General features: G+C 70.2%; 26 protein-coding genes. 11 read left to right on the forward strand and 15 right to left on the reverse strand.

From position 1 onward, the window contains the following. The first annotated feature begins 357 nt into the window (after window positions 1-357). From ACZ4FV_RS11545 to ACZ4FV_RS11580, 8 genes are all read left to right on the forward strand, one after another. Window positions 358-537 (forward strand): hypothetical protein, encoded by a 180-nt coding sequence (locus ACZ4FV_RS11545; RefSeq protein WP_465322540.1) that lies wholly within the window; start codon window positions 358-360, stop codon window positions 535-537. A 170-nt stretch (window positions 538-707) separates the two neighbouring features. Beyond that, window positions 708-1,505 carry an AfsR/SARP family transcriptional regulator gene (locus ACZ4FV_RS11550; RefSeq protein WP_465322541.1) on the forward strand — a complete coding sequence of 266 codons (798 nt, stop codon included), beginning with the start codon at window positions 708-710 and terminating at the stop codon, window positions 1,503-1,505. Between the two features lie 271 nt (window positions 1,506-1,776). After that, window positions 1,777-3,207 carry an MFS transporter gene (locus ACZ4FV_RS11555; RefSeq protein WP_465322542.1) on the forward strand — a complete coding sequence of 477 codons (1,431 nt, stop codon included), beginning with the start codon at window positions 1,777-1,779 and terminating at the stop codon, window positions 3,205-3,207. Window positions 3,208-3,351: 144 nt separating this feature from the next. Further along, the gene (locus ACZ4FV_RS11560; RefSeq protein ID WP_465322543.1) at window positions 3,352-4,026 is read left to right on the forward strand and encodes a ScbR family autoregulator-binding transcription factor; all 675 of its coding nucleotides are present in this window, start codon (window positions 3,352-3,354) and stop codon (window positions 4,024-4,026) included. A gap of 231 nt (window positions 4,027-4,257) precedes the next feature. Beyond that, window positions 4,258-4,782, forward strand: a complete 525-nt coding sequence (locus ACZ4FV_RS11565) for a hypothetical protein (protein ID WP_465322544.1) — start codon at window positions 4,258-4,260, stop codon at window positions 4,780-4,782. Window positions 4,783-5,170: 388 nt separating this feature from the next. Then, complete coding sequence (locus tag ACZ4FV_RS11570) at window positions 5,171-5,914, forward strand: GAF and ANTAR domain-containing protein (RefSeq protein ID WP_395868833.1); 744 nt, start codon at window positions 5,171-5,173, stop codon at window positions 5,912-5,914. 45 nt (window positions 5,915-5,959) lie between these two features. Beyond that, window positions 5,960-6,691: an ANTAR domain-containing protein gene (locus ACZ4FV_RS11575; RefSeq protein WP_465322545.1), complete on the forward strand. Its 732-nt coding sequence runs from the start codon at window positions 5,960-5,962 to the stop codon at window positions 6,689-6,691. Window positions 6,692-6,779: 88 nt separating this feature from the next. Next, window positions 6,780-8,093, forward strand: a complete 1,314-nt coding sequence (locus tag ACZ4FV_RS11580; RefSeq protein WP_402235352.1) for a PP2C family protein-serine/threonine phosphatase — start codon at window positions 6,780-6,782, stop codon at window positions 8,091-8,093. A gap of 154 nt (window positions 8,094-8,247) precedes the next feature. Here the strand turns inward: ACZ4FV_RS11580 and ACZ4FV_RS11585 are convergent, their stop codons facing one another. Next, window positions 8,248-8,757, reverse strand: a complete 510-nt coding sequence (locus tag ACZ4FV_RS11585) for an alpha/beta hydrolase fold domain-containing protein (protein ID WP_465322546.1) — start codon at window positions 8,755-8,757, stop codon at window positions 8,248-8,250. Between ACZ4FV_RS11585 and ACZ4FV_RS11590 the strand changes: the two genes are divergently transcribed. Beyond that, entirely contained in the window at window positions 8,735-9,616 is an 882-nt protein-coding gene (locus ACZ4FV_RS11590; RefSeq protein ID WP_465322547.1) for a hypothetical protein, read from the forward strand. The two genes, ACZ4FV_RS11585 and ACZ4FV_RS11590, sit on opposite strands and share 23 nt — an antisense overlap. Window positions 9,617-9,820: 204 nt before the next feature. On the opposite strand, the gene ACZ4FV_RS11595 is transcribed toward ACZ4FV_RS11590, so the two are convergent. From ACZ4FV_RS11595 to ACZ4FV_RS11635, 9 genes are all read right to left on the reverse strand, one after another. Then, window positions 9,821-10,519 carry a hypothetical protein gene (locus ACZ4FV_RS11595; RefSeq protein ID WP_402235343.1) on the reverse strand — a complete coding sequence of 233 codons (699 nt, stop codon included), beginning with the start codon at window positions 10,517-10,519 and terminating at the stop codon, window positions 9,821-9,823. A gap of 23 nt (window positions 10,520-10,542) precedes the next feature. Then, entirely contained in the window at window positions 10,543-12,246 is a 1,704-nt protein-coding gene (gene qcrB, locus ACZ4FV_RS11600) for a cytochrome bc1 complex cytochrome b subunit (RefSeq protein ID WP_395868841.1), read from the reverse strand. A 581-nt stretch (window positions 12,247-12,827) separates the two neighbouring features. Next, a complete protein-coding gene (locus ACZ4FV_RS11605; RefSeq protein WP_395868843.1) occupies window positions 12,828-13,169 on the reverse strand; it encodes a hypothetical protein in 342 nt (113 codons plus the stop codon). Between the two features lie 724 nt (window positions 13,170-13,893). Further along, window positions 13,894-15,081: an NAD(P)/FAD-dependent oxidoreductase gene (locus ACZ4FV_RS11610; RefSeq protein ID WP_465322548.1), complete on the reverse strand. Its 1,188-nt coding sequence runs from the start codon at window positions 15,079-15,081 to the stop codon at window positions 13,894-13,896. Continuing rightward, entirely contained in the window at window positions 15,078-15,275 is a 198-nt protein-coding gene (locus ACZ4FV_RS11615; RefSeq protein WP_465322549.1) for a ferredoxin, read from the reverse strand. Before ACZ4FV_RS11615 ends, ACZ4FV_RS11610 begins: the two co-directional genes overlap by 4 nt. A gap of 20 nt (window positions 15,276-15,295) precedes the next feature. Then, window positions 15,296-16,210, reverse strand: a complete 915-nt coding sequence (locus tag ACZ4FV_RS11620; RefSeq protein ID WP_402235334.1) for a pyridoxamine 5'-phosphate oxidase family protein — start codon at window positions 16,208-16,210, stop codon at window positions 15,296-15,298. Between the two features lie 58 nt (window positions 16,211-16,268). Then, on the reverse strand, window positions 16,269-16,724 hold the full coding sequence (locus tag ACZ4FV_RS11625) for a VOC family protein (RefSeq protein ID WP_395868851.1): 456 nt from the start codon (window positions 16,722-16,724) through the stop codon (window positions 16,269-16,271). A gap of 113 nt (window positions 16,725-16,837) precedes the next feature. Beyond that, window positions 16,838-17,815 carry a zinc-binding dehydrogenase gene (locus ACZ4FV_RS11630; RefSeq protein ID WP_395868853.1) on the reverse strand — a complete coding sequence of 326 codons (978 nt, stop codon included), beginning with the start codon at window positions 17,813-17,815 and terminating at the stop codon, window positions 16,838-16,840. A 6-nt stretch (window positions 17,816-17,821) separates the two neighbouring features. Then, window positions 17,822-17,950 (reverse strand): hypothetical protein, encoded by a 129-nt coding sequence (locus ACZ4FV_RS11635; RefSeq protein ID WP_395868855.1) that lies wholly within the window; start codon window positions 17,948-17,950, stop codon window positions 17,822-17,824. Window positions 17,951-18,170: 220 nt separating this feature from the next. Between ACZ4FV_RS11635 and ACZ4FV_RS11640 the strand changes: the two genes are divergently transcribed. Further along, window positions 18,171-19,262 (forward strand): AraC family transcriptional regulator ligand-binding domain-containing protein, encoded by a 1,092-nt coding sequence (locus ACZ4FV_RS11640; protein ID WP_465322550.1) that lies wholly within the window; start codon window positions 18,171-18,173, stop codon window positions 19,260-19,262. Between the two features lie 155 nt (window positions 19,263-19,417). Here the strand turns inward: ACZ4FV_RS11640 and ACZ4FV_RS11645 are convergent, their stop codons facing one another. The 3 genes from ACZ4FV_RS11645 to ACZ4FV_RS11655 form a co-directional block, all read right to left on the reverse strand. Next, window positions 19,418-20,014 (reverse strand): hypothetical protein, encoded by a 597-nt coding sequence (locus tag ACZ4FV_RS11645; RefSeq protein ID WP_395868859.1) that lies wholly within the window; start codon window positions 20,012-20,014, stop codon window positions 19,418-19,420. Window positions 20,015-20,166: 152 nt separating this feature from the next. After that, window positions 20,167-20,430: a hypothetical protein gene (locus ACZ4FV_RS11650; RefSeq protein ID WP_402235329.1), complete on the reverse strand. Its 264-nt coding sequence runs from the start codon at window positions 20,428-20,430 to the stop codon at window positions 20,167-20,169. Window positions 20,431-20,867: 437 nt separating this feature from the next. Then, entirely contained in the window at window positions 20,868-21,290 is a 423-nt protein-coding gene (locus ACZ4FV_RS11655; protein WP_402235326.1) for an antibiotic biosynthesis monooxygenase family protein, read from the reverse strand. A 626-nt stretch (window positions 21,291-21,916) separates the two neighbouring features. Between ACZ4FV_RS11655 and ACZ4FV_RS11660 the strand changes: the two genes are divergently transcribed. Beyond that, a complete protein-coding gene (locus ACZ4FV_RS11660; protein ID WP_465322551.1) occupies window positions 21,917-22,510 on the forward strand; it encodes a DM13 domain-containing protein in 594 nt (197 codons plus the stop codon). Window positions 22,511-22,812: 302 nt separating this feature from the next. Here the strand turns inward: ACZ4FV_RS11660 and ACZ4FV_RS11665 are convergent, their stop codons facing one another. Together ACZ4FV_RS11665 and ACZ4FV_RS11670 are read right to left on the reverse strand one after the other, a co-directional pair. Next, the gene (locus ACZ4FV_RS11665) at window positions 22,813-23,013 is read right to left on the reverse strand and encodes a hypothetical protein (RefSeq protein WP_465322552.1); all 201 of its coding nucleotides are present in this window, start codon (window positions 23,011-23,013) and stop codon (window positions 22,813-22,815) included. A 53-nt stretch (window positions 23,014-23,066) separates the two neighbouring features. Then, window positions 23,067-23,638: sensor histidine kinase (locus ACZ4FV_RS11670; RefSeq protein WP_465322553.1), on the reverse strand; the 572-nt coding region annotated here is incomplete at its 5' end.

Genomic DNA, 23,638 nt, shown 5'->3' on the forward strand with positions numbered 1-23,638 from the left:
TCTCGCTCCCGGGCCAAAGCTCCACCCGCTGGGTGAAGTTGAGCAGGACCTTGACCGGCGGCGTGCGGTCGCGGTTCACCGTGAGCCTGCCGAAAACCGCCGGAGGAACCTCTGGGGTGAGGGTGACGGATCCTCCCGGGGCGAGCCGGACGTCCCACTCCCAGGCACCCGACTCGAACGGGGGTGTCCGCCCCGGCCGTACGGTGCAGGCTGAGCGTGGTGACCACGCCGGCGGTCCAGGCGAAGTCCACGGTGAACCCGCCGCGTACCCCGCGCCCTCGACACTGCCGGACGCCTGCCAGGCGGCGGGAACGGCCGGCAGGAGTTCGACGAGACCGGGCCGCGCGGAACGCGAGGATGCAGCCGTTGGTACTGGTGAAGCCGACCTTTCCGGCCACGGCTCCGATCATCATGGATCTGCGAATGGACGAGGTGGCCGACGTCATCCGGGCCGCAACTCGCCCCGAGTTCCACTGCCTGCCGGTCGAGGACCGCCGCCCCCACCACCGCCGCATGAAGCGCGAGCCGCCGTCTTGAAAACAAACCGACCGCGTGGTTTCATTTTGCACGTCATCCCCCGCCGAAGGACCGGCGGCGCCACGGCAGCAAGCACCGCCAACCCTGATCGACACACCGCTCAGCGCCATGCGGCCCGTGAACTCCCGCCGCCCACGCCGCACCCGGCGCTTCAGAACGGACACCTCGACATGCGCTTCAGGTTGATCGGCCCCTTCCAGATCACCACCGAGGACGGCGCCCTCCTCACCACTCCCCCGAAGGTCTCGCAGACCATGGCGCTGCTCCTGGTCCGTGCGAACCAACACGTCGACCAGGAGGCACTGATACACGAGTTGTGGCGCGAGGCAGCGCCGCGATCCGCGCTCAACACCGTGCAGACCTATGTCCACCACGCGCGCCGGTTCCTGGCATCGGACCTGCGCGCGCCCGATGGCCGGGTCCTGCTGGCCACCCGCCCGGGCGGCTACGTGATGCGCGTGGACGACGACGACGTCGACACACGGGTCTTCGAACGACTGATCGCGCGCGGAGGCGCGGAGCTGCGATCACGGCGGTACGAGGCAGCGGCCGAGTCGCTGACCTCGGCACTCGCCCTCTGGCGCGGACAGGTGCTGAGCAACGTACCGACCGGGGACGTCCTCGCCGGCCACATCGTGCGACTCGAGGAACTGCGCATCCGTGCACTGGAGATGCGCGTCGAGGCCATGAACGGACTCGGCCTGTCCCGCGAGACGATTCCCGAACTGCGCTCGCTGGTACACGACTACCCACTCAACGAGTGGTTCCATGGGCAGCTGATATCCGCCCTGCACCAAGCCGGACGCCGGGCCGAGGCCCTCCACGCGTACCAGCAATTGCGCCGGACACTGCGCGACGAACTGGGCCTGGAGCCGTCGGCGGAGGCCCGACGGGCGCATCGGTTGGTGCTGGACTCCTCCGCGGTCGGGGCGGGCAGTCCGGCCGAGCCCATCGACCTCCTCTACTGAACCCTTCGCAGCCGGCGGACGATCTGCCGTTCGAAGTCGCCCTCCTGGCACGGGAGTTCGCGGCGGACCCGCACCCACGGGCAGGTATCGCAGGTCGCCGCCGCGCTCCGCACCGGCATGAACCAACGCCTTCGGTTCTCGCTCAAGTCGATGTCAAGGGAAACGCACGAGCACGGAAGAAGAATCATCCGTGTCAATCCGGCTGGTCGTTCGTGCGAGGAGAAGTCCTTTGTCTGCACCGCTATCCCCCTTGAACAGGGGCGCCGATCACATGGACAGGCGCTCGTGGAGCGTGCTGTTCGTGCTGTGTGGCGCGATCTTCCTCGAAGGCATCGACGTGGCCATGCTCAACGTCGCGCTGCCCTCGATCCGCGAGGATCTGAACATGTCGACCGGCATGCTCCAGTGGGTGATGAGCGCCTACGTGCTCGGCTACGGCGGCTTCATGCTGCTCGGCGGCAGGGCCGCCGACCTGTTCGGACGCCGTCAGATGTTCGTGTTCTGGCTCACGGTGTTCCTGCTGTTCTCCGGTCTGGGTGGTTTTGCCACCGAAGGGTGGATGCTGATCATCGCCCGCTTCGTGACCGGAGTCGCCGCGGCCTTCATGACACCGGCGGGCCTGTCCATCATCACCACCGGCTTCGAGGAGGGGCCGCAGCGCAACAAGGCCCTGCTCGTCTACTCCGGCACCGCGGCGGGCGGATTCTCGCTGGGCCTGGTCGCCGGCGGCCTGCTGACGGCCGTGGGCTGGCGTTGGGTGTTCTTCGCCCCGGTCATCCTGGCCCTCCTCATTCTCGTCGCGGCGGTGACCCTCATCCCCAAGTCACCCAGACCGGATCGAACCGGCCAAAGCGTCGATCTCGCCGGTGCGATCAGCGTCACCGGCGCCATCCTGCTCCTCGTCTTCGGTGTCGAACGTGCCACGCACACCGCGGCCGTCTGGACCGCCTGCACCATCGGGGCAGCCCTCGTACTCTTCCTCGTCTTCGTCGCCATCGAGCGTGCGTCGTCCTCGCCGCTGGTGCGTCCGGGAATCTTCCGGACCGGCTCACTGGTCCGCGCCAACCTCGCCGCCATGCTGTTCGCCGCGGGCTTCTTCGGCTTCCAGTTCATCGCCGTGCTCTACCTGCAGGAGCTGCGCGGCTGGTCGACCCTGCAGACCAGCTTCGCCCTCATCGTCATCGGAGTCGACGCGGTCCTGTCCCCGACCCTCACTCCCAAGCTCGTCGACAGGTTCGGCAACCCCCGCGTGATCTTCGGCGGGCTCCTCCTTGCCGCACTGTCGTACGCGCTGTTCCTGCCCGTCGGTGCGGACTGGACGTACCTGGCGATGCTGCCCAGCCTGCTCCTCCTCGGCCTGGCCTTCTCGCTCGCCTACGGCCCGCTGACCATCGTCGCCACCGAAGGCATCGCGGAGGAAGAGCAGGGCGTGGCCGGCGGCCTGCTGTACACATCGTTCCAGTTCGGCGCGGCGCTGGGCCTGTCCGGCGTGGCCGCCGTCAACATCGCGGCCACCGACGGCACTTCGCCGGCGGCGCTCCTCGACGGATACCAAGCCGCACTCGTCGTCCCCCTGGGGGCCGCCGTGGCCGCTACCGTCATCAGCGCCTTCGGTCTGCGCCGCCGCCGGGGGGCGATTCGTCCGGACGCGGTCGCCGCGGCCCCCGCGGAAACGGCGGCGACGTTCGAATCGGTCACGTAGTCCACGGTCCCGGTCCGAACCGGGACAAGTGCGCCGTCGCCCTGTCCGGCAACACCGCGGCCGGACCGGGCGGCCCCGCCGCCGCACAGTACAATACCGTCTGGCCGGTCTTTTTTTGGGACACCATCGAGGCAAGGTGCAACCGTGGTACAGCAGGAGCGCGCGATCAGGACACGAAAGGCCATCCTGGAAGCTGCCGCCGCGATCTTCGACGAACGCGGCTACGAGGCGGCGACGATCGCCGACATCCTGGAGCGCGCCGAGGTCACCAAGGGGGCCTTGTACTTTCATTTCGCCTCCAAGGAAGCCCTGGCTCGGGGCGTCCTCGAGGAGGCGGTGACGACCGAGGGTGTCCGGCCGCAGGACCTCAAACTCCAGGAACTGGTCGACGTCCTGCTCCTGCTCGCCTACCGACTGCCCCGGGAGCCCATGCTCAGCGCGGCGCTGCGGATTTCGGTCGACCTCGCGTCGCGTGCCCTCTTCGGAACCCGATGGCCCGACTGGAGTCGACTCGTGGCGGACCTCGTCGCACAGGCCAAAGCGCGGGGCGAGGTGCACCAGCACATCGACGAGTTCGGGACCGGACGCTTGCTGGTCTGCGCCTGGACCGGAGTGCGCGTGGTGACCGAGGGGCTGCCGGAAGAGTACGACCTCGCGCAGGAAGTCGCCGCGTTGCTGCAGTTGGTCGTGGTCGGATTCGCGGTCCCGTCGGTCCTGGCCAGGCTGGAGATCTCGGCGGACCGGGCGGCCAAGCTCTTCGCCACCATGCCTGAGCAGCCACGGCAACCCGCCGAACCCGGCCGGCGGATACAGACGTAGCGTCGCTGTTGTCGAGGCTGTTCCACGCCGGCTGCCCGCGCCGGACCGGGCCGCCGTGGACGCACTCCACGGCTGCGCCGTCGCTCGATACGTGTTGGCATGGAGGGGTAGGGCCACCCCGAGCAGGCCCGATCGTGCCCGGTGGTCGGGTCTTGATCGGGTCGCTCAGCCGCGAAGGGTACGCACATGACCTCCGACTCCGACTCGGTCGCGGAATCCGGGCAGGAAGCGGTGGTCGTCGCCAGCTTCGACGACCACCGAAGCGCCGAACGCATGCTGGCATCGCTCGGGCGGGATTTTCGCAGGAAGGCGCGCAAGGACGGAACGACCGCCTTCGTGATCACCGGCAACACCGACGGGTCGCTGAAGCTGACCCGGTCCCGCGTGCTCACGGCCAGTGGTCTCACGCACACCCTGATGGCCCTCTCCCTCGCATGGACGATCGGACGCATGGGACTGCGCTCGATGTGGAAAGGCACCAAGGACGGGGTCCACGCCGCCCACGTGCGTCAAAGGCACGTCGGAGCGCAAGAACAGGCTCGGGAGATCCTCGCCGAAGCCGGCCCGCAGGCGGCCGTCACGTTGGTTCGTTGCACGGACCGGGACACGCGGCAGACGGTCGCGGCAGCAGCCGCCGACCGTGCACGACGCAGCTGGGACGGCACGCTCACGGACTTTCTCGCCGCCCTCGATCCCGGAAGCGCCCACGACTGGGTGCGCGCGGCCCTCGGCGAGCCCACCGGTACGAACCGCTGACCTCCCGGCGTGCACCGCCTGCACCATCGTCGACCCCGGCGGGCCGGACATCCGCCGCCCTGATCGTCGAAGTCGATCTCCACGGACGCAAGTTCGCGAGCGGCTTCGGGCGCTCACGTCGACCGTGACTCACCACCGGGGGTCGGCACGACGTCGCCCGCGCCGAGACCGGGCAAGGACGCTTCCCGAACCGACCCACGGATCAACGCCCGAGCCGGTCGCGCGCCGGTCGCGCATCGGCAACCTTCGCGTGCGCGCGGGCGAACGCGACCCGACCGCGAAGAGGTGCCGTGGACGCGGGAGGCGATCCGGACGATACTGACCAGTGAATCCATACCGGGCCGATTCTCTTCAGGTCGACCACGGACCGTGGGGAACCGAGGCTGTGGTGTCCGTTCGACCGCGTGAGGAACTACTGGCGGCGGCGTTCGTGGATCTCGCGGACACGCTGGTGCGGGATTTCGACGTCATCAACTTTCTGCACACCCTCGCCGAGCACTGCGTCGAACTGCTGGACGTGGCGGCGGCCGGGGTCATGCTGGCCACGCCCGAGGGCCGGGTCGTGGAAGCCGCCGCGTCCGATGAACGCACCCGCGGCCTGGAGTTGGCGAGCATCGAGTGGGACGAAGGGCCGTGCCGGGACTGCTGCCACACCGGCGCCCCGGTCTCCGACGTCGCGCTGGACACCCACAGGGCACGAGAACGATGGCCACGCTTCACCCCGCACGCGCTGGCCATGGGCTTCACCTCCGTGGTCGCCGCCCCGCTGCGCCTGCACGAGACCACGATCGGCGCCCTCAACCTCTTCCGAGACCGCTCCGGCCCACTCGATCAGGCGCAACTGCGCCTGGGACAGGCCCTGGCCGACACCGCCACCATCGGCGTGCTGCAACACCGGGCCGTACACGAGCAGATGACCGTGGCCACCCAATTGCAGGCCACCCTGGACAGCCGGATCGTGGTGGAGCAGGCCAACGGCTTCCTCGCCCACCACCGCGGCATCGGGGTCGACCAGGCGTTCCGGCTGCTGCGCGACCACGCCCACGCCCACGGCGTCCGACTCACCGACGTCGCCCGGGCGATCCTGGACGGCACCGCGGATCCGGCCGCCCTGCTCGGTCCCGGTGCCTGACACACCGCCGGGTGGTGCCACCGCCACCAGGCAGCGGGATCCGCGATGACCTCGGTGCCACAGCGCGCGATGGCCCGATACCTGCTCGGCCAACAGGCCCGAGCGGGCCCCGGCCTGGGCCCGCTCCCCCTGCCCGAGTGCGCCGACTCCCTCGGCCTGGACGGACTGGCCTTCCTCCTCGCCCCCACCGGCCCACCCCCCGAACTCCTGCAATCCTGCGGCAACTTGACCGCGCCGCTGGAGGACCTGCAACTCACCCAGGGCCAAGGACCCAGCACCGACGCAGCCCGCGGCACACTCTTCCTCGCCGCCGAACTCTCCACGATCTCACCGACCCGCTGGCCCGGACTGCTCCCCGCCATCATGGACCTCGGCGTGCACGCGGTCTTCGCCTTCCCCCTACGGGTGGGAGTGATCGTCCTGGGCGTACTCACCGGCCACCGCGCCGCGTCCGGCCCGATGAACCCCGGTCAACTCACCGACGCGTTCATCCTGGCCGGATCCCTGGGCTCTCTCCTGATCGGCGCCGCCGCGCACCCCGACGCCCCCACCGCGCTGCTCGCCGAGGGCCAGGGCCTGCACTTCGCCGAGGTCCACCAAGCCACCGGCATGGTCAGCGCACAACTGGGCATCACGCCCGCCCAAGCCCTGGTGCGACTGCGCGCGTACGCCTTCGGCCACGACACGCCCCTCTTGGAGACCGCCCGAGCCGTCCTCGACCGCCGACTGCGCTTCCACACCGAGGACGACGACGGCACGAGAGCCGGCCGCCCCTGACCGCAGGAAGCCCTCCCGGCACGCCCGAAACCCCAAAGCCCCGCCGCGAACCTTCGGACCCGACTCGGATCCATCCCAAGAGGACGACATGACGCCCATCGAAACGACCCGAGACCCGACCACCTCGAACATCACCGCGCAACCGTCGGCCGCCGTGTCCGATCCGGAGCGACTCGCGGCGGTGACCGCGGGCGGCCTGCTCGACAGCCTGCCGGAGGAGTTCTTCGACGATCTCGCCCGCCTGGCCCTGACCATCACCGGCGCCCGCGCGGCGTTCCTCACCGTCGCCGACTCCGAGCGCGCGTTCTGGAAGAGCGCGATCGGCATCGACCCCGACGCCGCCGCCCGCGAGAACCGGCTCGCGGACAGCCCCTGCCACCTGTTGATCACCACCCGCGCACCCCTGATCGCCGAGGACGCCCGCTACGCGCCCCGCGTCGACGGCTTCGAGGTCCTGTCCGCGGCGCGGATCGGAGCCTGGGCGGGCTACCCCCTCTTCTCCACCGAAGGACACGTCCTCGGCGGCTTCTACGTCGTCGACACTCATCCGCGCCCCTTCACCACCGCCCAACTCCAGGCACTGCAGACCGTGGCCCGCGCGGCCTCCTCCGAGATCGCCCTGCGCCAGGCCCTGACCCGGGAACGCGACGCCGGCCGCGCCTCCGCCGCACTCGCCCGAACCCTCCAGGACAACCTCCTGCCACCACGCCTGCCCACCGTCACGGGCCTGGACGTCGCCGCGATATACCTGGCCGCCGACGTCACCGGCACCGATGTCGTCGGCGACTTCTACGACCTCTTCCACACCCGCGGCAACGACTGGTGCGCAGTCATGGGCGACGTCTGCGGCAAAGGCATCGAAGCCGCCAAGATCACCGCACTGGCCCACTACACGATCCGCACCGAGGCCACCCAACACCCCGCCCCCGCCAAGGTCCTGCACCGCCTGCACCAAGCCCTGGTCGAGCAACGCACCGACGACCGCTTCCTCAGCGCCGCCCTCGCCCTCCTGCGCCCGGGTCCCGACGGCATCAGCGGTCGCCTCTCCAGCGCGGGCCACCCGCCCCCGCTCATCCGCCGCGCCGACGGAGGCGTCGAGGAAGTCCACTGCCCCGGCACCCTCGTCGGCGCCTTCATCAACGACGTCCGCCTGACCGAGACCCGCTTCCGACTCGCCCACGGCGACGCGCTGCTCCTGTACACCGACGGCATCACCGAAGCCCGCGCCGGACGCGGACACCCCATGTTCGGCGAACAACGCCTCGCCGCAACCCTCGGCGCCACCCGTGGCCTGGACGCCACCGCGACGGTGAACCACCTCTCCCGCGCGGTCGCCGACCACGCCAGAGGCCACGCCTCCGACGACACCGCCCTCATGCTCCTCCGCGCCCCACCCCTGTGACGTGAACCGTCCCCCGCACGGTCCCGCACCACGTCGGACACATCGCGCGGCACCGGAGGTCGACACCGTGTCCGACAGGCATGGCCACGCGGGACGGCCGGATCGGGTGCGTGTACCGCGTCACCGTCGACCGCAACGGCTTTGGTGGCCGGTCTCATCGACGTCCCGCCCCGCGAGAATCGAGAAACTCACCATCACGGGAGGGGACCCCGCGCTCAACGCGTCGATGCTGCCGCCCGACCACCGACGCCGGGTGTCGCCACCGAGCTGATCGCCCACCTGCCCACGCGGTGCGACGGGGCGCGGCACAAGCGGACCGCCTGCCGCCGCCGATCGACATCCTGGTCGGATCGACGCCCAGCGCCGTCGCGTGCTCGCGCAGCCACAACCATGCCGGGATGGCGTCCTCCAGCGGGACGGGGTACGGGTATTCGGGCGCCAGTCGGTAGTCCGCGGAGACCACCACGCAGTCCGCGAGGGCGGCGAGGTTGCCGCATCCGGGGTCGAAGTGCTCGATGGTTCCCAGCCACCAGGCGCCGCCGTGCCGGAACATGTGTGGCGGGCGGCCGCCGGCCGGGGCGTCGCCGAGCCGCCGAAATTTCGGGTGGTCGGCAGCCAGTGGTTCTGTCCATCCTGTCCGTATGGGAGACAGAGCCAACGTCATCGTGGTCCGTGAGAACGGCACGCACGAGCTGTACCGGACCGGCTGGGCGGTCGGGATCGACCTCGACCTGCTGGACGGGCCGGAGGCCGTACTCGCCCTGCTTCCCGAACTCCGCCGGGACGACTGGTGGTTGGACGACACCATGGCCCAAGGCGGGGTACTGCTCGACCTCGGCCGGAGGGTGCTGCTGTTCTTCGCCTGGGAGGGACCGAGCACCGAACTCCGGCACCGCGCGGCCACCTTCGCACTGATCCGGGCGGCGTGGCAGGGCTGGGAGGTCGACTGGCTGTACGACGGCGCGGCCGAACTGCGCGGGTACGTCGGGCTGGATCCGGAGTACGTCCGCTGCCGCGAATCCGCCCTCTCCGTGGCCCCGTTCCTCACCCCCGAGGACGAGGACCCGGCCTGGCCGGACCCGGACGATGTGGTGGTCACGGTCGGCACCGACCACTGCCACATCGCCTCCGACGTCTTCGACCACCCCGTCCGCGAGGGCACCTCCCTGTTCGACCGCCTGGCGGACGCCCCCGAGCACGGAGTGTGTCACCTGCGCGTGAACTCCGGCATCCACCTGGATCCGGCTCGCCGCCGCATGGGGTGGTGGTCCCTCTCTTCCTGCCCGCAGGCATACGAGGTACCGAAGCTGTGGCCGGGCTGGACGGTGGAGTTCTGGCAGGACGACTGGGAACGGCACGTGCGGGCCTGCGACGGCCGCTTCTCCCCGGCACCGTTCGACGCCGGGGCGGAGGCCGGGGCCACGGTGCTCGCCGCGGCGGAGGAGCGCCGGATGCAACGGGCCCGTCATCGCGCCCGGGTCGCTCACCCGCGGACCACACCGGCCCGTCCCCCGGCCGGCTGACCCCGCGTCAACAGCCGCGGGCGCAACGGGCCGACGGTATCGACCGACTGGTTTCGGTGGAATCCAGCGGTGTCCGTGGCCCGGCGGGATCGAGGAGATGCCGCAGTACGAGGTGAGGGCCCGTTCCACGCCGCACCGACGAGAACACACACCCGCCGCGAACTCCGCCCCGCCCGCAGGCCCGAATCCGCCGCATGTCCGCGCCTACAACATGCTCCCGTCGGGCACGTCGGACGACGCGTAACGAAGTCCTGCCAGGCGAGTGCGGCGCCTGTGACGGTCTCCGACCCACCGGTGAGCCAGCCGCACCGCGGGAGGGAACAGCTTGCGGATTGCCTGCTGTCGGTCGGGCGGCATGTCGTCGATGAGCCAGGCGCACAGCGCCACTCCGCTGGTGACTCCGAGGGGGTGGCGTTGGGCGGCGTCCAGGTCCGCCCACTCGCCTGCGGTGATGACGTTCGCGGCGAGCGGCAGGACGACTGCCTGCTCGTAGTCGAGGTAACCCGTCAGTGCCGTGTCCAGGTCGGCCATGTATTCGGCCGTGCGGCTCGCCGGCCCACGACCGGTCAGGCAGTCGTCGACGGTCGCCGCGAGCAGGGTGATACGGCGACGCCGGCGCTCCATTTCGGCGGCGACGAGCTCGTGGTGGGGGCCGGGAAGCTGCCGCTTGCGAAGAACGGGCCAGAGCACGGCGGCATCGGCGTCGAGAGTGGTGGTCAGGTGGCGCAGGAACCTGTTCCAGCCCGGCGAGACCACCGGAGGACACATGAGCGACCGGATGACGAGACGGTGCAGGTCTCGGCGCAGCGCGTCGTGCACGGCCCGGATCAGCAGCAGGTCGGAATTCGGACGGTGGGCGGGCACATCGTCGCGTGTACGGGCGAGCTGTGGCGTCGGGCGCATGCGGGTTTCTCCCGGTTCCGGGGTCACTGGTCGGACCCGGACCCGGACCCGTGCTCGGCGGAAATCTCTCCGTGGCCGTGCGGCGCACCGACTCCGGCCAGGCCCTGCGCGGCTGATGGCTTGCGGATCTGATCCGCGAAGTACCAGTGGGACAGGCGCGCGCGCAGCCGCTGGGTCGGTTTCGCCCGGCGGATCACGCCGTTCTCGTCCGCGGGCGGATCGAGTTCGATGGGCTCGTACTGTTCGTGGGCGGTGAGGACGTGTCGCGCTGCGGCGTCCAGCGGCTCGTGAATCTCGATGAACTCGCCGTGCGGGAGCTTCTTGATGACACCGGTCTCGCGTCCGTGCAGGACCTTGTCGCGGTCGCGGCGTTGCAGGCCCTTGCACCAGCGAACGGTGACGTTGTACGTGAGCACCGGTGCGACGAAGAAGGCGATCCGTCCCGTCCAGGTGATCGTGTTGATAGACAGATGGAAGTGTGTGGCGATGATGTCGTTGCTGCCGCACACCCACAGCACGCCATAGGCGGCGATCCAGGCGGCGCCGAGCCCGGTACGGACCGGCATGTTCCGCGGCCGGTCCAACAGATGGTGTTCACGTTTGTCGCCGGTGATCCACGCTTCGATCCAGGGGTACGCACCCAGGAGGACGAAGAGCACGCCGGGGACGATGACGGCGGGAATCAGGATGTTGAAACTGACCGTGTGGCCCCACGCGGTCCATTCCCAGTTCGGCATGATGCGCAGGGCGCCCTCGAGGAACCCGATGTACCAGTCGGGTTGGGATCCCGCGGTGATCTGCCCCGGGTTGTACGGCCCGTACGACCAGATGGGGTTGATCTGGACCAGGCCGCCGAGCAGCGCCATGACGCCGAAGACGATGAAGAAGAAGCCGCCTGCCTTGGCGACGTAGACCGGCATGAACGGCTGCCCCACGACGTTGCCTTCGGTACGTCCGGGACCGGGGAACTGGGTGTGCTTGTGGTAGAAGACGAGGATGAGGTGGATGGTCACCAGCGCCACCATGAGGGCGGGCACCAGCAGCACGTGCAGCGTGAACAGCCGTGGGATGGCGTCGTCGCCGGGGAACTCACCGCCGAAGAGGAAGAACTGGAGATAGGTGCCGACCACGGGGATCGCCAGAACGACGCCGTCCGCGACGCGCAGTCCCGTACCGGAGAGCAGATCGTCCGGCAGCGAGTAGCCGGCGAAGCCGTTGAGCATCGCCAGCACCAGCAGGAGGAAGCCGAACAGCCAGTTGACGTCGCGCGGTTTGCGGAACGAACCGGTGAAGAAGTGCCGGAACATGTGCACGAACAACGCCGCGATGAAGACCAGCGCGGCCCAGTGATGGATCTGACGGACCATCAGGCCGCCGCGGACGTCGAAGCTGATGTCCAGGGTCGAGGCGTACGCCTGCGACATGTGCACGCCCTGCAACGGCATGTAGGAGCCGTCGTAGACGACCTCCTGCGCGCTCGGCTGGAAGAAGAACGTCAGGAACACGCCGGACAACAGCAACGTGACGAAGCTGTAGAGCGCGACCTCCCCCAGCATGAAGGACCAGTGGTCCGGGAAGACTTTTCGGATGTACTTGCCGCCGCCGCGGTACAGACCCAGTCTCGCGTCGAGGGCATCGGCGGCGCGCACGGCCCTGTTGTCCGGAATGGAACCGTGGGCGGCTTCGCCGTTCTTGCCGACGTTGATCGTCGATTTTTCGGCACTCATGCGAGGTCTACCTCTCCCGTCTCCCGCGCTCTCGGGACATGACGTCGTCCTCCCTCGTGTGTCGCGCGCGATGTGGATCTTTCGCCCGCGCCTTGCTGCCCCTTGAGACACCGCCGTTCCGGTGCCTGTGACAGCGCCGTCGTGTGACGTGCGCCACCGATCGTGGATTCGGAGGCAGGGAAGGGACGCGCGGCCCGCGCCCGCGGCGCAAGAGGGACACGGAGTGGTCCGTCGTCGACGCGATGCGGCCCGGCGGAGTCGGGCCGGACGGCCGCGCGGTGCGCAAGCGGTCGCGTTGAGTGACCGCGTCGTCGGGTGATTCGCCCGACGGTCGCGGCGGACGAGATGTCGGTGAGCCAGGTCCGGTCTCGCCGATGTGCCAGGGGAGTTGCGCCGCGGGTCCCGAAGCCGCACGATGCCGGCCGCGCTCAAGCGTCGGCCACAGAACCTCGGTTCAGGGAACAGGCCCCTTCACCTGGCGCCGCCGAACCACGCGTGCGAACGCGTCGGGGCGTCGGGGCGTCGGTGGACGGGGTACAAGACGCGCGACCTCGCGGTGGTCGGGTGGGATCCGGGCGGGTCTACTCCGAGACTTCGATGTACCGACCGTCCTCGCCGTTCAGGACGCTCCGCTCGTGGTGTTCCACGGGGTCGGTCCAAACCGTGCGTTCCCGGGGATCGGACAGGTCGACCGCGACGCCCGCGGGTTCCAGGTGCTCGCTCAGCCGTTGTTGCATGGTGTCGCCGATGTAGTGGTGGCGTAGGGACAGTGACCGCAGGTGGGTGAGGGGTTGTCCGTCGAGCAGGGCCTGGACGCCGGTGTCGTCGAGAGTTCCCATCGACAGGTCGAGGGAGGTCAGTCGAGCGAGTACGGGCGCGCCGGCGACGGCGGCGGCGATGTCGTTCTGGGTCGGGCTGTTCATCAGGCCCAGGTGCCGCAGTCCGCACACCGCTGCCGGCCGCGCACACTAACCGGCCGCCCCGACAACGCACCCGACACACGGACCCGACGCGATGCCGGGCTCGGACCCGGCCTCCCCTTCGGCGCACGCACCCCACCCGGACTCCGCGCACTCGCCACCCGCTGCGCCATCCGCCGAACCGCGGCACGAAGCGGACGTCCGTCGGACGAACCCTCCCTCGCCTCATGGAGCCTGGCCCGCTCGGTGGTCGAGCGGTCGGGCGGCTTCGACACCGAACCCGCCGACATCGAGGCGGTCGCCGCCCACGCCGGTGGCAACCACATGTCGTTGGTGGAGCGGTTCTTCCGGGCCGACCGACCGACCATGCCCACACTCGCAACCGGAGGGCCGCCGCGGCGACGGGACACCTCGCCGGATGTACATCGCCCCCTCCGGCCGCTCGGACGTCGGCCTTCTATGGCAGCAGGGTGGGCATCCGCTCCCCGAGCACTACGACGCCGACCACCTCCTCGGCCGAGCAACGGCCCACCCACACGGGGTACGCGCCGTCCCCGGTCCGTGAACACGCGGCCGGTCGGTGACATCGCCGCGAGCAACGGGAACCACGGCACGGGCATAGGACCGTGACCGTGACCGCCCGGCGGATGGGCACCCCCGCGCATCGGCATGGAGCATGGCGGTATGCCTGTGCCGAGAGCGCCGGTCGGCCGGGAAGGGCTCGTGCTCAGGCTGCCTGGAGCAGTTCTTCGGTCAGGATGCGGCGGTACGCGGCGAGTCGGCCGGGACGGCCGACCGTCACCGCGCCGACGAGGTGCCCCGCGCGGTGGTACGTGACCTCCAGCTTGCGGCCGAGGAGGTCGTACCGAGCGACTCGGTGCTCGTCGGCGAGGGCCGGCAGGCCGACGGCGCGCAGCGTGGACCCGTGCAGGTCGGACCAGAAGGACGGCACCGCGGTGAACGGCCGGGCGTCGTCGCGGCGGAGCAGGGTGCGCGCGGCCGCCGCGGCTTGTTCGGCGGCGTTGCTCCAGTGGCCGAGCGCGATCGACGCGCCGTCGGCGAGTGGGTGCGGCCACATCGCGACGTCGCCCGCCGCGACCACGTTCGGCAGCGACGCACCGTTTTCGTGCAGCACCCGCAGGCACGGGTCGCATGCCACGCCCCCGGCCACCAGCAGGCCCGATCCGGCGAGCCACCCGGTGTTGGGCTCGGCGCCCAGGGCGAGGACGGCGAGGTCGCCGTCGATGGTGTCGCCGTCCGAGAGGACGACCTGGGTCAGGGCGGGATTCCCGGTGAAGCCCAGCGCGGTCCGATGGGTCACCAGGGCGATTCCGGCGCCTCGGTGCAACTCGGCAACGTAGGCGCCGACCTGCTCCCCCACCAGGCGGGCCAACGGCTGGGCGGTCGACACCACCAGGGTGACGTCGAGCCCGCGACCGCGGGCGGCCGCGGCGATCTCGCTGCCCAGGAAGCCGCCGCCGACCACGGTGATCCGCCGGCCCGCACGCAGTTCGGTCCGCAGTGCCGTCGCGTCGTCGCGTCCGCGCAGGGTGTGGACCCCGTCGGGGACGTGGCCGGCCGGATGGGTCCGAGCGGCGGCACCGGTGGCGATGACCAGTCCGTCGTAGTCGAGTTCGCGACCGTCGGCCAGTCGGACCGTGCGGGCCACCGGATCGAGGGCCTCGGCCGGGGTGCCGAGCAGCCAGGTCGCGTCGAGGTCGGGCGGGATCGGCAGGTCGCCGTCCTCGGGCCGCGCCGCATCGGTCAGTTGCCGCTTGGACAACGGCGGCCGGTCGTAGGGGAGATGGGGCTCGGCGCCGACAAGGGTCAGAGTGCCGCGAAACCCTTCGGCGCGCAGCGCCTGTGCGGCGCGCAGGCCCGCCAGTGACGCGCCCACGATCACGATGCGCCTCATGCGCTGTCCTCGGTGATGGTGATGGCGCGGACCGGGCACATCGAGGCGGCGGTGCGGACGTGCTCGGCCAGGGCGGCGGGGGGTTCCGCGTCGTAGACGAGGTAGTCGTCGTCGTCGAAGGCGAACACGTCCGGTGCGGCGAAGACGCATTGGCCATGGCTCTCGCACACCGTCATGTCCACGGTGATACGCATGGGCGAACTCCCTTACAGGGTCAGGCGACAGGGGGATTGAAACGCGAGTACTCCGGGGCGCTCCAGCGCAGCCGCACGGCATCGGCGATCTCGACCACGTCGTGCACGGTGAACTCGACGAGGCGCTGGGCGCCCGGGACGGCGGCGATCTCGTCCGTGTCCCAGACGGTGCGTGCCGTACCGGACAGGTGCAGCGACGAACCGTTGTCCCAGCCGGGGACGAACAGGCCGGCGGCCGGGTGGGATTCGAGGTTGCCGAGTGTGAGGAACATGGCGTTGCCGAGGTAGTCGGGCCAGCGCAGCAGGGTCGGCGACAGTACTTGGACGAAACCCGGATTCCCGCCGCGGTGCGAGGCGTCCGCGTTGCCGGACCCATCGGACGTGGCGACGAAGAAGGTGTCGGTGGCGCGGACGATGTCCTGCTGCCCGGTGGTGAGCGCGGTGCCCCGGCGGACCGCACGCGCGCGTGTCGCGCCGCCGGGGGTGTCGACGATTCGGGCGTCGCGCCTTTGGATGTATTTGGGACAGTTGGCGATGACCTGGTCCAAGTCGACCCTCAGCCCGCCGTCCGCCGGGGTGGAGTGCCCGTTGACCCGCATGCGACGGCGGGTCGCGGGCTCGATGGCGATCATGCCGACCCGAGCCGGGCCGGAGAGCAGTTCGGCCAGCGGGTCCTCGGGGATCGGCAGCGCGTCCACGATCAGGGTGCCCGGGTGGGGAACCCGCAGGAATCCCGGGGCGCCGGTCAGTTGCGTCGCCCAGATGCGTCCCTCGCGGTCCGTGCCGCCGACGATGATCACGGGTTGGTCGGCGAGGAACGCCGCGGCGACCGGTGGGATCGTGTCGCCGATTCCGGCCAGCGCGTGTGATGCCTGACGGGTCAGACCGGCGCGCTCTTGGACGGCGATCTCTCCGGGTTCGTAATGGGTTGCCACGGCGTTCCTCCCGAATCGGTGTTGCGGTTGGCTGTTGCGGCGCGACCGCCGCGCGGGTTTAGAAGAAGCCGCAGGTCGGCGCGCCCTCGGTGGGCGCGTCGGACGGGTCGGCGCCGGTCGGGGCGTAGATCTCCAGACGAATGCCGTCCGGGTCGGTGAAGAAGATGCCGCCCGACGTGCCGTTCTCGCCGTGCGGTACCACGCCGTCGTACGCGAACTGCGCGTCGAGGCCGCGCAGGATCTGCTCGACGGCCTTCACCTCGTCGATGGTCTCGACCTGGAACGACAGGTGGTGCAGGCCGGCCCGGTCGGCCGGGAACGCCCCCTCGCTCTGCTGCCACAGGGTGACCAGCAGCTTCCCGTCGCGGCCCAGGAAGGCGAACCGGCGGTCGGCCTCCTTGCCCTCGGCCGCGACGTCGAACCCGAACACGGCTTTGTAGAACGACACGGAACGGTCGAGGTCGGTGACGTTGAGGCCGACGTGGCCGGTCTGCAGTGCCTTGATGGTGCTCATCTCGTCCTTGCTCCTCGGATGGTGATGGGTGGAGGCGATCGGAAAGAGCCTACCTAATGCTCACAGTAGTCTCTACCCATTAGAATGGGAAATCTGTTCCCGGGGATGGCCGCCTACGGTGTGACGACGACGCGGCCTCGGGTCGCGGGGTGTTCGGCGGCCTCGTGGGCCTGGACGATGTCGTCGAGGGCGAAGCGCCGGACGTCGGGAAAGCACAGGTCCCCCGCGCACAGTGCGGCGGTGAGCTCCACCGCGGCGGCGTGGTTGGCGTGGTCCGGGAAATCGTCGTTGCCCAGGAAGTGCACGGTGACGTTCTTGACCGCAAGCAACCGGAACGGCACCGGGGCCGGGCTGCGGCCGCTCGCATAGGTCGCGATGGTCCCGCCGTACGCGAGCGTCTCCAACCACGTCGCGAGGTTGTCGGTGAACGCGCAATCGGCGACGCGGTGGACGCCGTCCGGCGCCAACTCGCGGATCCGTCGGGCGACCTGACCGGACGTCAGGTCGACGGCGTGATGCGCCCCCGCAGCCAACGCCCGGGCGACCTGGGCCCCCTGGCGCACCGCCGCGACCACCGTGGCCCCCGCGCGCCGGCCCACCGCGAGGGAGCTGCGGCCGACCGAGCCCAGCGCACCGGTGACCACGACCGTCTGCCCGGTCACCGTCCCGTCACCGAGGATCGCCCGGTGACCGGTGATGCCCGGCCTGCCCAACCCCGCCGCCTGGTCGAACGGGATCCCCGCCGGCAGCGGAACAGCCTGCTGGTCGGGCACAACGGTGTACTCGGCGGCGGTGCCGAACGGCCGGTAGGACTGCGCGAGGTAGACCCAGACGCGCTCCCCCAGCCGGCGCGCGTCGACACCCCGCCCCACCGCGTCGATGACTCCCGCGCCGTCGTCGTGGGGGACGACCCGGGGAAACCGCATGACCGACTTCGGCGTCCCCTGCCGCTTGCGGGTGTCGCACCGATGCACTGCGGAGACGGCGACCCGGACCCGGACCTCGCCCGGCGCGGGGAACGGTGTCGGCAACTCGCCGAGGATCAGGACATCGCGGGCCGGACCGTGGCGCTCGTACCAGGCCGCTCGCACAACGGCTCACCGCACGCCGGCCGTGCGGTGCGTGTCGGCGCGCGGGGCCGACGGCGGCGTCGAGTCGTACGACGTGCCGCGCAGGCTTTCGCAGCGCGCGAAGAGCTTCGCGATGCGCGTGGTGGGGTCGTTCACAACAGGGTTCCGTTTCGCTCGGGAAGGTACGCGGCACGTCCCGTCGGGCGGCACCGTTGCGGGCCGACCGCGGTTCGCCGCGGCTCGTTCTGTGACTCTTCGACCGTATGGTCGCCACCCCGACCGGACGAGGGACCCGGCATGCCACCGAAGGGACGGCACATGCCAACGAGACGGCCACCATCGACGCGGGACCGATCGTGATCTAGCCTCGGACACTGTGCTCAACGGAACCGTCTCCGCCCGCATGGGGCGCTTCATGGTCGACGCCGCGCGCCAGGCGGGGATGGATCCGGCCAGGCTGATACGACTACCCGACGTCGGCGACACCGTCCTGGCCGACGAGTTCGCTCGGGTGTCCACACCCACCGCACTCCTGCTGTGGGAACAGATCGTCCTCGGACGCCCCGCGGTGCACGCCGGCATGCACGCCGTGCAACTGGCCCCGATGGGTACCTTCGGCGTGTGGGACTACCTGCTCACATCCGGCGAGACACTCGCGGAATCGCTTCGCACCGGCTGCGGCTACGTCACGGTCATCGGGGATCCGAGCACGGAGAAGCTGCACGTGACCGACGACGGCCGCCTGTTCACCGTGACGCACTCCACCGGCCCCGCCGAACCCGATGTGGTCGCCGCCGTCGAGCAGTTCGTCCTGCCGTTGATCAACCGCCGGGCAACCGAGGGGCTGCGGCGTCCCGTCGTCCCGGTGCGCGTCTCCTTCCGACACCGACCGCCGAACACGCTCGGGCCGCTGACCGATCTCCTGGGCACCCGGAACATCGAGTTCGGCGCCCAGGTCAACTCGATCACCTACCTCGCCGAGGACGCGCACGCCCCGATGCCGCAAACCCAGCCGGGCCTACAGGATGTCCTGCGCAGCCACGCGGACATGACCATCGCATCGGCCAAGCCGGTCCTCGACTGGCACGGCACCTTCCGCATCACGCTCCGCGCGACCTTCCACGACCCCGACCTGTCCCTGGCCTCGATCGCCCGGCGGTTGGCACTCAGCCCGCGGACGCTGCAACGCCGACTCGGCGAGCTCGGCACCACGTGGCGCGACGAAGTGGAAGCGGTGCGCGTGGAACTCGCCATGGACCTCATCCGCGACAGCGACATCCCCATGCGAACGATCGCGGCCCGCGCGCGCTTCAGCGACGCGCGTGCCCTGCGCCGCGCCGTCCACCGCTGGCACGGCACCACCCCGGGCGACCTGCGGCGGCGTCACGAACACCCGGCGCGCCCGGGCCGCGAGGACGGATCCGCGGAACCGCCGACCGACCCGCCCACGCCCGACCCACGCGCGTGATCCGCACCGGGCCCGCACCGGTGGCGGCGTCCAGCGCGTAGACGTCCTCCCGGCCGAATACGAAACGCTCTTCAACCCCGCAGCGCACGCTCACACCATCGGCCGGGTCCCCCGACTGTTCGACCACCACCTACCGCCCAAAGCGGAACCCGGCGCTAGGGTGCGAATTGCAGGCCCTGGACCGCCGTCACGTACCAGTCTCCCGGGGCTTGGGACTTCCTCCTGGCCACTGCCTGGCTGTTGGTGTCGAGGGTGTTGTACTGGGTGCCCCGCCACCCGGTGGTGAGGTCGGCCAAGGGAACGGCGCCGAAGAGTCGGCCGACGCCCGAGGCGTCGTAGGCCCGCGCGGAATAGAGTTCCTGGTCCTGCGGGACCTGCGCCTGGATGTTGGTGTTGCAGGCCCTCTCGACGAACTCGACGTCCTGGACCTCCTGGTAGACGCAGTGGGCGCCGTTCTGCTGGTCCAGCACGCGCGACCAGGCGTTGCCGACGGTCTTCATCTGTTGACGCACGACGTCCTGCCTGAGGTCGATGCCGGTCTCCTCGAAGAACTCGATCCGACCCGCGGTGATCACGTCGGCTGCGGTGACGGAGCCTCCGGGAATGACGAGTTGCCCCGACCCGTTCAGAACGGTGGGCTGGGTGGGGTTGCCGCCGAAGCGGGACCCGTACACGTTCTTCCAGGCAACCAGGACCCGGTATTGCCTGGGGTTGGTGGTGGGGATGTCGTAGATCAGGTGGTAGGCGTACATGTCTTCACCTCTCACTCGGCGAGTTGCGGTCCTGGTGGCGCGGGCCCGTCTGCATGCGCCCGATCCGCTGCCGGCGCGACAGTCGGGGTCCGCCGTCCGCATCGTCGCGGTCCGAGCCGCAGGGGCGGATGGCTTGCCCGGAGCTGTCGCCCTCAGTCGTCCGTGTCTGTGACCAGGACCGCGTATCGCGCCGCGTCCTTGGCGTCGACGCCCTTCGGCAGGGTCGACGACGCGATGTCCATGTGCTGCTCGATGGTCTCGCCACCGCCGTTCTCGGCCGGGCGGGCCAGGGTGTAGGCGTCGGCGACCGGATCGGGCCGGTCCACATCGTACGAACCGTCGTCACGCCGGATCGCCCGGGCCGGCGGCCCCTGAAACGGTTCCGACCCCAGCACCGGCCTACCGTTGTCCCTCATCGCAAGCCCCCCGGCTCGATGGGTGCGTCTCGGTACGAAACAACCGATACGACGTCAAGCACGTTCACTCTAGGCACCCCACCCATAGCTCTGCAGCCGTATGGATACACGGGTGAGGTTTGGCGTAAATCCGTACGTTGCCACCCGAAGTGGCCGGATCTACCGCTATCCCTATGACCGAGCCTCACCCCCGATGATTGAGGGCCCCGGGGGCGGATGCCGGCGAGGCGGATGGACCCGGGGCGCGGGCCGGGTCGCGTGCACCGTGCCCGGCACGGTTGCCGACATCCGACCCGGACGCGGCCCGGCGCGTTCGTCGCCGAGCACCACGATCTGTTCGTCCACCATCGAGCGCGCGGTACCCACCCGACCAAGTCCGACATGACGCGATCATTCCCCGGCCCCCTGCCGAACCGGATCCTGCTCCGACTCCCGGGCTACGACGTCCCGTTCGGCCGCCCGGCGCCCGGTCGATCCGCCTCCGCCTCCCCACCGGACGAGCGGGCGGGCCGCGCCACGGTGCCGGGGGTCGGGGCCGGGGCTGCGGGTGGGGCTGGGGCTGGGGCTGGGGCTTCGAACCGGTAACTGCGCTCCACCCGAGCGACACGCACCTCGTAGGAGGCGTACCAGCGCTCTCGTCCCAGCCGCTGGGCGTGTCGGTGCTCAGCATTGTCACGCCAGGCTTTCAGCGACTCCTCGTCCGCGTAGTACACGAGGGTCAAGTCGCGACCGTCGGCGGTGCGGGCCGACTCCCGTCCCAGGTAGCCCGGTTGTTTCTCCGCGAGTTCGAGCATCCTCGCTTCGGATCGCGTGTAATTCTCCGAGTCCTCTCCGGACAGGACGGTGCTCAGAATTGCCACGTAATACGGTGGGGCCGGCCAACCGCTTCCCAGATTCTCGATGATGACGACTCTCCCAACTCACGTCGGTCCGCACGTTCCCGGCAGCAGGGGCCGAGCTTCGATATTTCATCGCGTCGGTGCGGCCAAGAATTCCCCAAGCCGAGGCCGGCCGGGAGGGACGCACCGGTCGGCAACGAGGTGATGACGGCTGCCGGGCACCAGGCCGGCGCTCAGGTCACCATGCCGAGGAAGGCACCGCGTCGCCGGCGGGAATCGGACCTCGTGTTCTGCCCGCGCGGTCGTGCGGTGTCGTCCCGCTCTTGTTCGTGAGCACCGGAAAGGTCACTGGCGGCCGTTCGGAGCGGACCCGATCACGGCGCAGGCTCACGCGGCACACCGTCCTCCCCGGCGACGTCGTGTCGAGAATGGCGTCCAGGGTTCGCCGGGAACTGAACTCAGGGTTCGGCTATGGCTCACCCTTGCGATGTCCGTCTCGGTGCATCCGGGATAGCCGCCGGCCGGAAGTGCCGCATGGGAGGTGGGTTCGTAAGAGTTCGGAAAGATGTGGAGGGCTCCGTGCGAGTCGGTTCCTCCGCTTGACTGTTCGGTGTCGCTGTCGGACTTCGAACGTCGGGGGATCAGCCATGACGCGAGTGTTGCGGGTGTTGGCCAAGCCGTGGGTGTCGGGGCTGTTAATCGCGGGAGCGGTCGCGGTCGGGTTCGGGTTGTACTGGTTCCAGCCGTGGAAGTTGTGGGTGGACGACACGGTCGACGAGACGCTGCCGCCGGTCGCGGCGGCGCCGCCCGTTCAGGTCGGGCTGCCGGCGTCCTCGGCCGGATCGACCGCATCGGCTCCGGTCACCTCCGCTGCCCCCGCCGGGCCGGGCACGCTCGCCACCGGTGAGTTCATCAGCCACGAACACGCCACATCGGGCAGTGCGCGGATCGTGCGCCTCGCCGACGGCTCGCGCATTTTGCGTCTGGAGGATCTCGACACCAGCAACGGACCGGCCCTGCGGGTGTGGCTGACCGACGCACCGGTCAAGCCGGGCAAGGACGGCTGGCGGGTGTTCGACGACGGCACCCATGTGAACCTCGGCGAACTCAAGGGCAACAAGGGCAACCAGAACTACACCCTGCCCGCCGACCTCGACCTTGCCCGCTACACGAGCGTCTCCATCTGGTGCGATCGGTTCGACGTCTCTTTCGGAGCGGCGGCACTGACCCCGCCGGCGTGACCGGTGCCCGGCGAGTTCCTCGGTACCTCACGCCGCGCGGCGCGCGCATCGTGTTCATGGGCCGGGGCACAGTCCTCCAGCGCTGGGTCGAAGCCCTCGGGGCCCTGCCGGTACGGGGGTTGCCGACCGCCGGCCCGGCCATGGGCCCGGCAACCGTCCGTGCAGCCGGCAACGTCCCGGTCACCGCGTCGATGGCGCGGCCGTTCTCGCGCAGGGCGTTGAGGGTGGTGAACAGGGTTTGGTGGGCGGGGCGGTGCAGGTCGTGAGGGTTGATGCCGACGTAGTCGACGATCGGGTGGGTGTCAGTCGTCTGCCTTGAGCCCGGACGGCTCCTGGGTGGAGGTGTAGTCCGCAACCAGGTTCGCGTCCGCTGCGTGGACGAGCAGGGTGCCGTCGGCGACCACGTTGGCGCACAAGTCCGGATCGTAGTGGTGGTCCGGCAGCAGGCGTGGGCGGCCGGCGGGGGTCGCAAAGCGGCGGGTCAGGAGCAGGGGCATGGCCATGGGCAACCTCCGGATGCGTCGGGTGGTGGTGGTGGTGCGAACTGCGGCGCGTTTCATGGAGACCGAGTCGGCTCGGCCTCGGAGGGGCGCGCGCGGTTCGCGCAGTCGGTGTGCGGGTTTCGCACTCGCCACGACACCGGGTGTTCGGTGACCACAGTGGGGCCGGACACCGTCTGCGCGGCCGTTGTCGGGTGGGGTGTTTTGGGGAGGGTTATGGCTATGGTGAGGCCGCCGTGGTGGTTGGCGGTGGTGGTTATGCGGGCTGCGTGGGCGTGGACTATGGCTTGGACTATGGACAGGCCCAGGCCGGAGCCCTTGGCGGAGCCCGTGCGGTTGGGGCGGAAGCGGCGGAAGGGTTCGTAGAGTTCGGGGATGCGGTCGGCGGGGATGACCGGGCCGGTGTTGCGGACGCGGAGGGAGCCGGCCGAGACGCCGACCGTGACGAAGCCGCCCGGGTGGTTGTGACGTACCGCGTTCTCGACCAGGTTGGTGACCAACTGGCGCAGCAGCAGGGGGTCGCCGGAGACCACGCCGCCGGCCAGGTTCGCGTCGACTCGTACGCCCGCCCGTTCGGCCGCCGGGCGGGTCTGGCGCAGGACGTCGGCGGTCAGTTCGTCGAGGGCGA

This window comes from Embleya sp. NPDC025285 (genome assembly GCF_055558835.1).

What these genes read in the sequence shown, in the direction of transcription:
- qcrB (WP_395868841.1), bottom strand. Translation starts at nt 12,246, where the DNA reads ATGAGTGCCGAAAAATCGACGATCAACGTCGGCAAGAACGGCGAAGCC.
- ACZ4FV_RS11615 (WP_465322549.1), bottom strand. Translation starts at nt 15,275, where the DNA reads ATGCGTATCACCGTGGACATGACGGTGTGCGAGAGCCATGGCCAATGC.
- ACZ4FV_RS11665 (WP_465322552.1), bottom strand. Translation starts at nt 23,013, where the DNA reads ATGGCCATGCCCCTGCTCCTGACCCGCCGCTTTGCGACCCCCGCCGGC.
- ACZ4FV_RS11650 (WP_402235329.1), bottom strand. Translation starts at nt 20,430, where the DNA reads ATGAGGGACAACGGTAGGCCGGTGCTGGGGTCGGAACCGTTTCAGGGG.
- ACZ4FV_RS11590 (WP_465322547.1), top strand. Translation starts at nt 8,735, where the DNA reads ATGGGAGACAGAGCCAACGTCATCGTGGTCCGTGAGAACGGCACGCAC.
- ACZ4FV_RS11610 (WP_465322548.1), bottom strand. Translation starts at nt 15,081, where the DNA reads ATGAGGCGCATCGTGATCGTGGGCGCGTCACTGGCGGGCCTGCGCGCC.
- ACZ4FV_RS11545 (WP_465322540.1), top strand. Translation starts at nt 358, where the DNA reads ATGCAGCCGTTGGTACTGGTGAAGCCGACCTTTCCGGCCACGGCTCCG.
- ACZ4FV_RS11605 (WP_395868843.1), bottom strand. Translation starts at nt 13,169, where the DNA reads ATGAACAGCCCGACCCAGAACGACATCGCCGCCGCCGTCGCCGGCGCG.
- ACZ4FV_RS11585 (WP_465322546.1), bottom strand. Translation starts at nt 8,757, where the DNA reads ATGACGTTGGCTCTGTCTCCCATACGGACAGGATGGACAGAACCACTG.
- ACZ4FV_RS11550 (WP_465322541.1), top strand. Translation starts at nt 708, where the DNA reads ATGCGCTTCAGGTTGATCGGCCCCTTCCAGATCACCACCGAGGACGGC.
- ACZ4FV_RS11555 (WP_465322542.1), top strand. Translation starts at nt 1,777, where the DNA reads ATGGACAGGCGCTCGTGGAGCGTGCTGTTCGTGCTGTGTGGCGCGATC.
- ACZ4FV_RS11595 (WP_402235343.1), bottom strand. Translation starts at nt 10,519, where the DNA reads ATGCGCCCGACGCCACAGCTCGCCCGTACACGCGACGATGTGCCCGCC.
- ACZ4FV_RS11645 (WP_395868859.1), bottom strand. Translation starts at nt 20,014, where the DNA reads ATGTACGCCTACCACCTGATCTACGACATCCCCACCACCAACCCCAGG.
- ACZ4FV_RS11575 (WP_465322545.1), top strand. Translation starts at nt 5,960, where the DNA reads ATGACCTCGGTGCCACAGCGCGCGATGGCCCGATACCTGCTCGGCCAA.
- ACZ4FV_RS11660 (WP_465322551.1), top strand. Translation starts at nt 21,917, where the DNA reads ATGACGCGAGTGTTGCGGGTGTTGGCCAAGCCGTGGGTGTCGGGGCTG.
- ACZ4FV_RS11625 (WP_395868851.1), bottom strand. Translation starts at nt 16,724, where the DNA reads ATGAGCACCATCAAGGCACTGCAGACCGGCCACGTCGGCCTCAACGTC.
- ACZ4FV_RS11580 (WP_402235352.1), top strand. Translation starts at nt 6,780, where the DNA reads ATGACGCCCATCGAAACGACCCGAGACCCGACCACCTCGAACATCACC.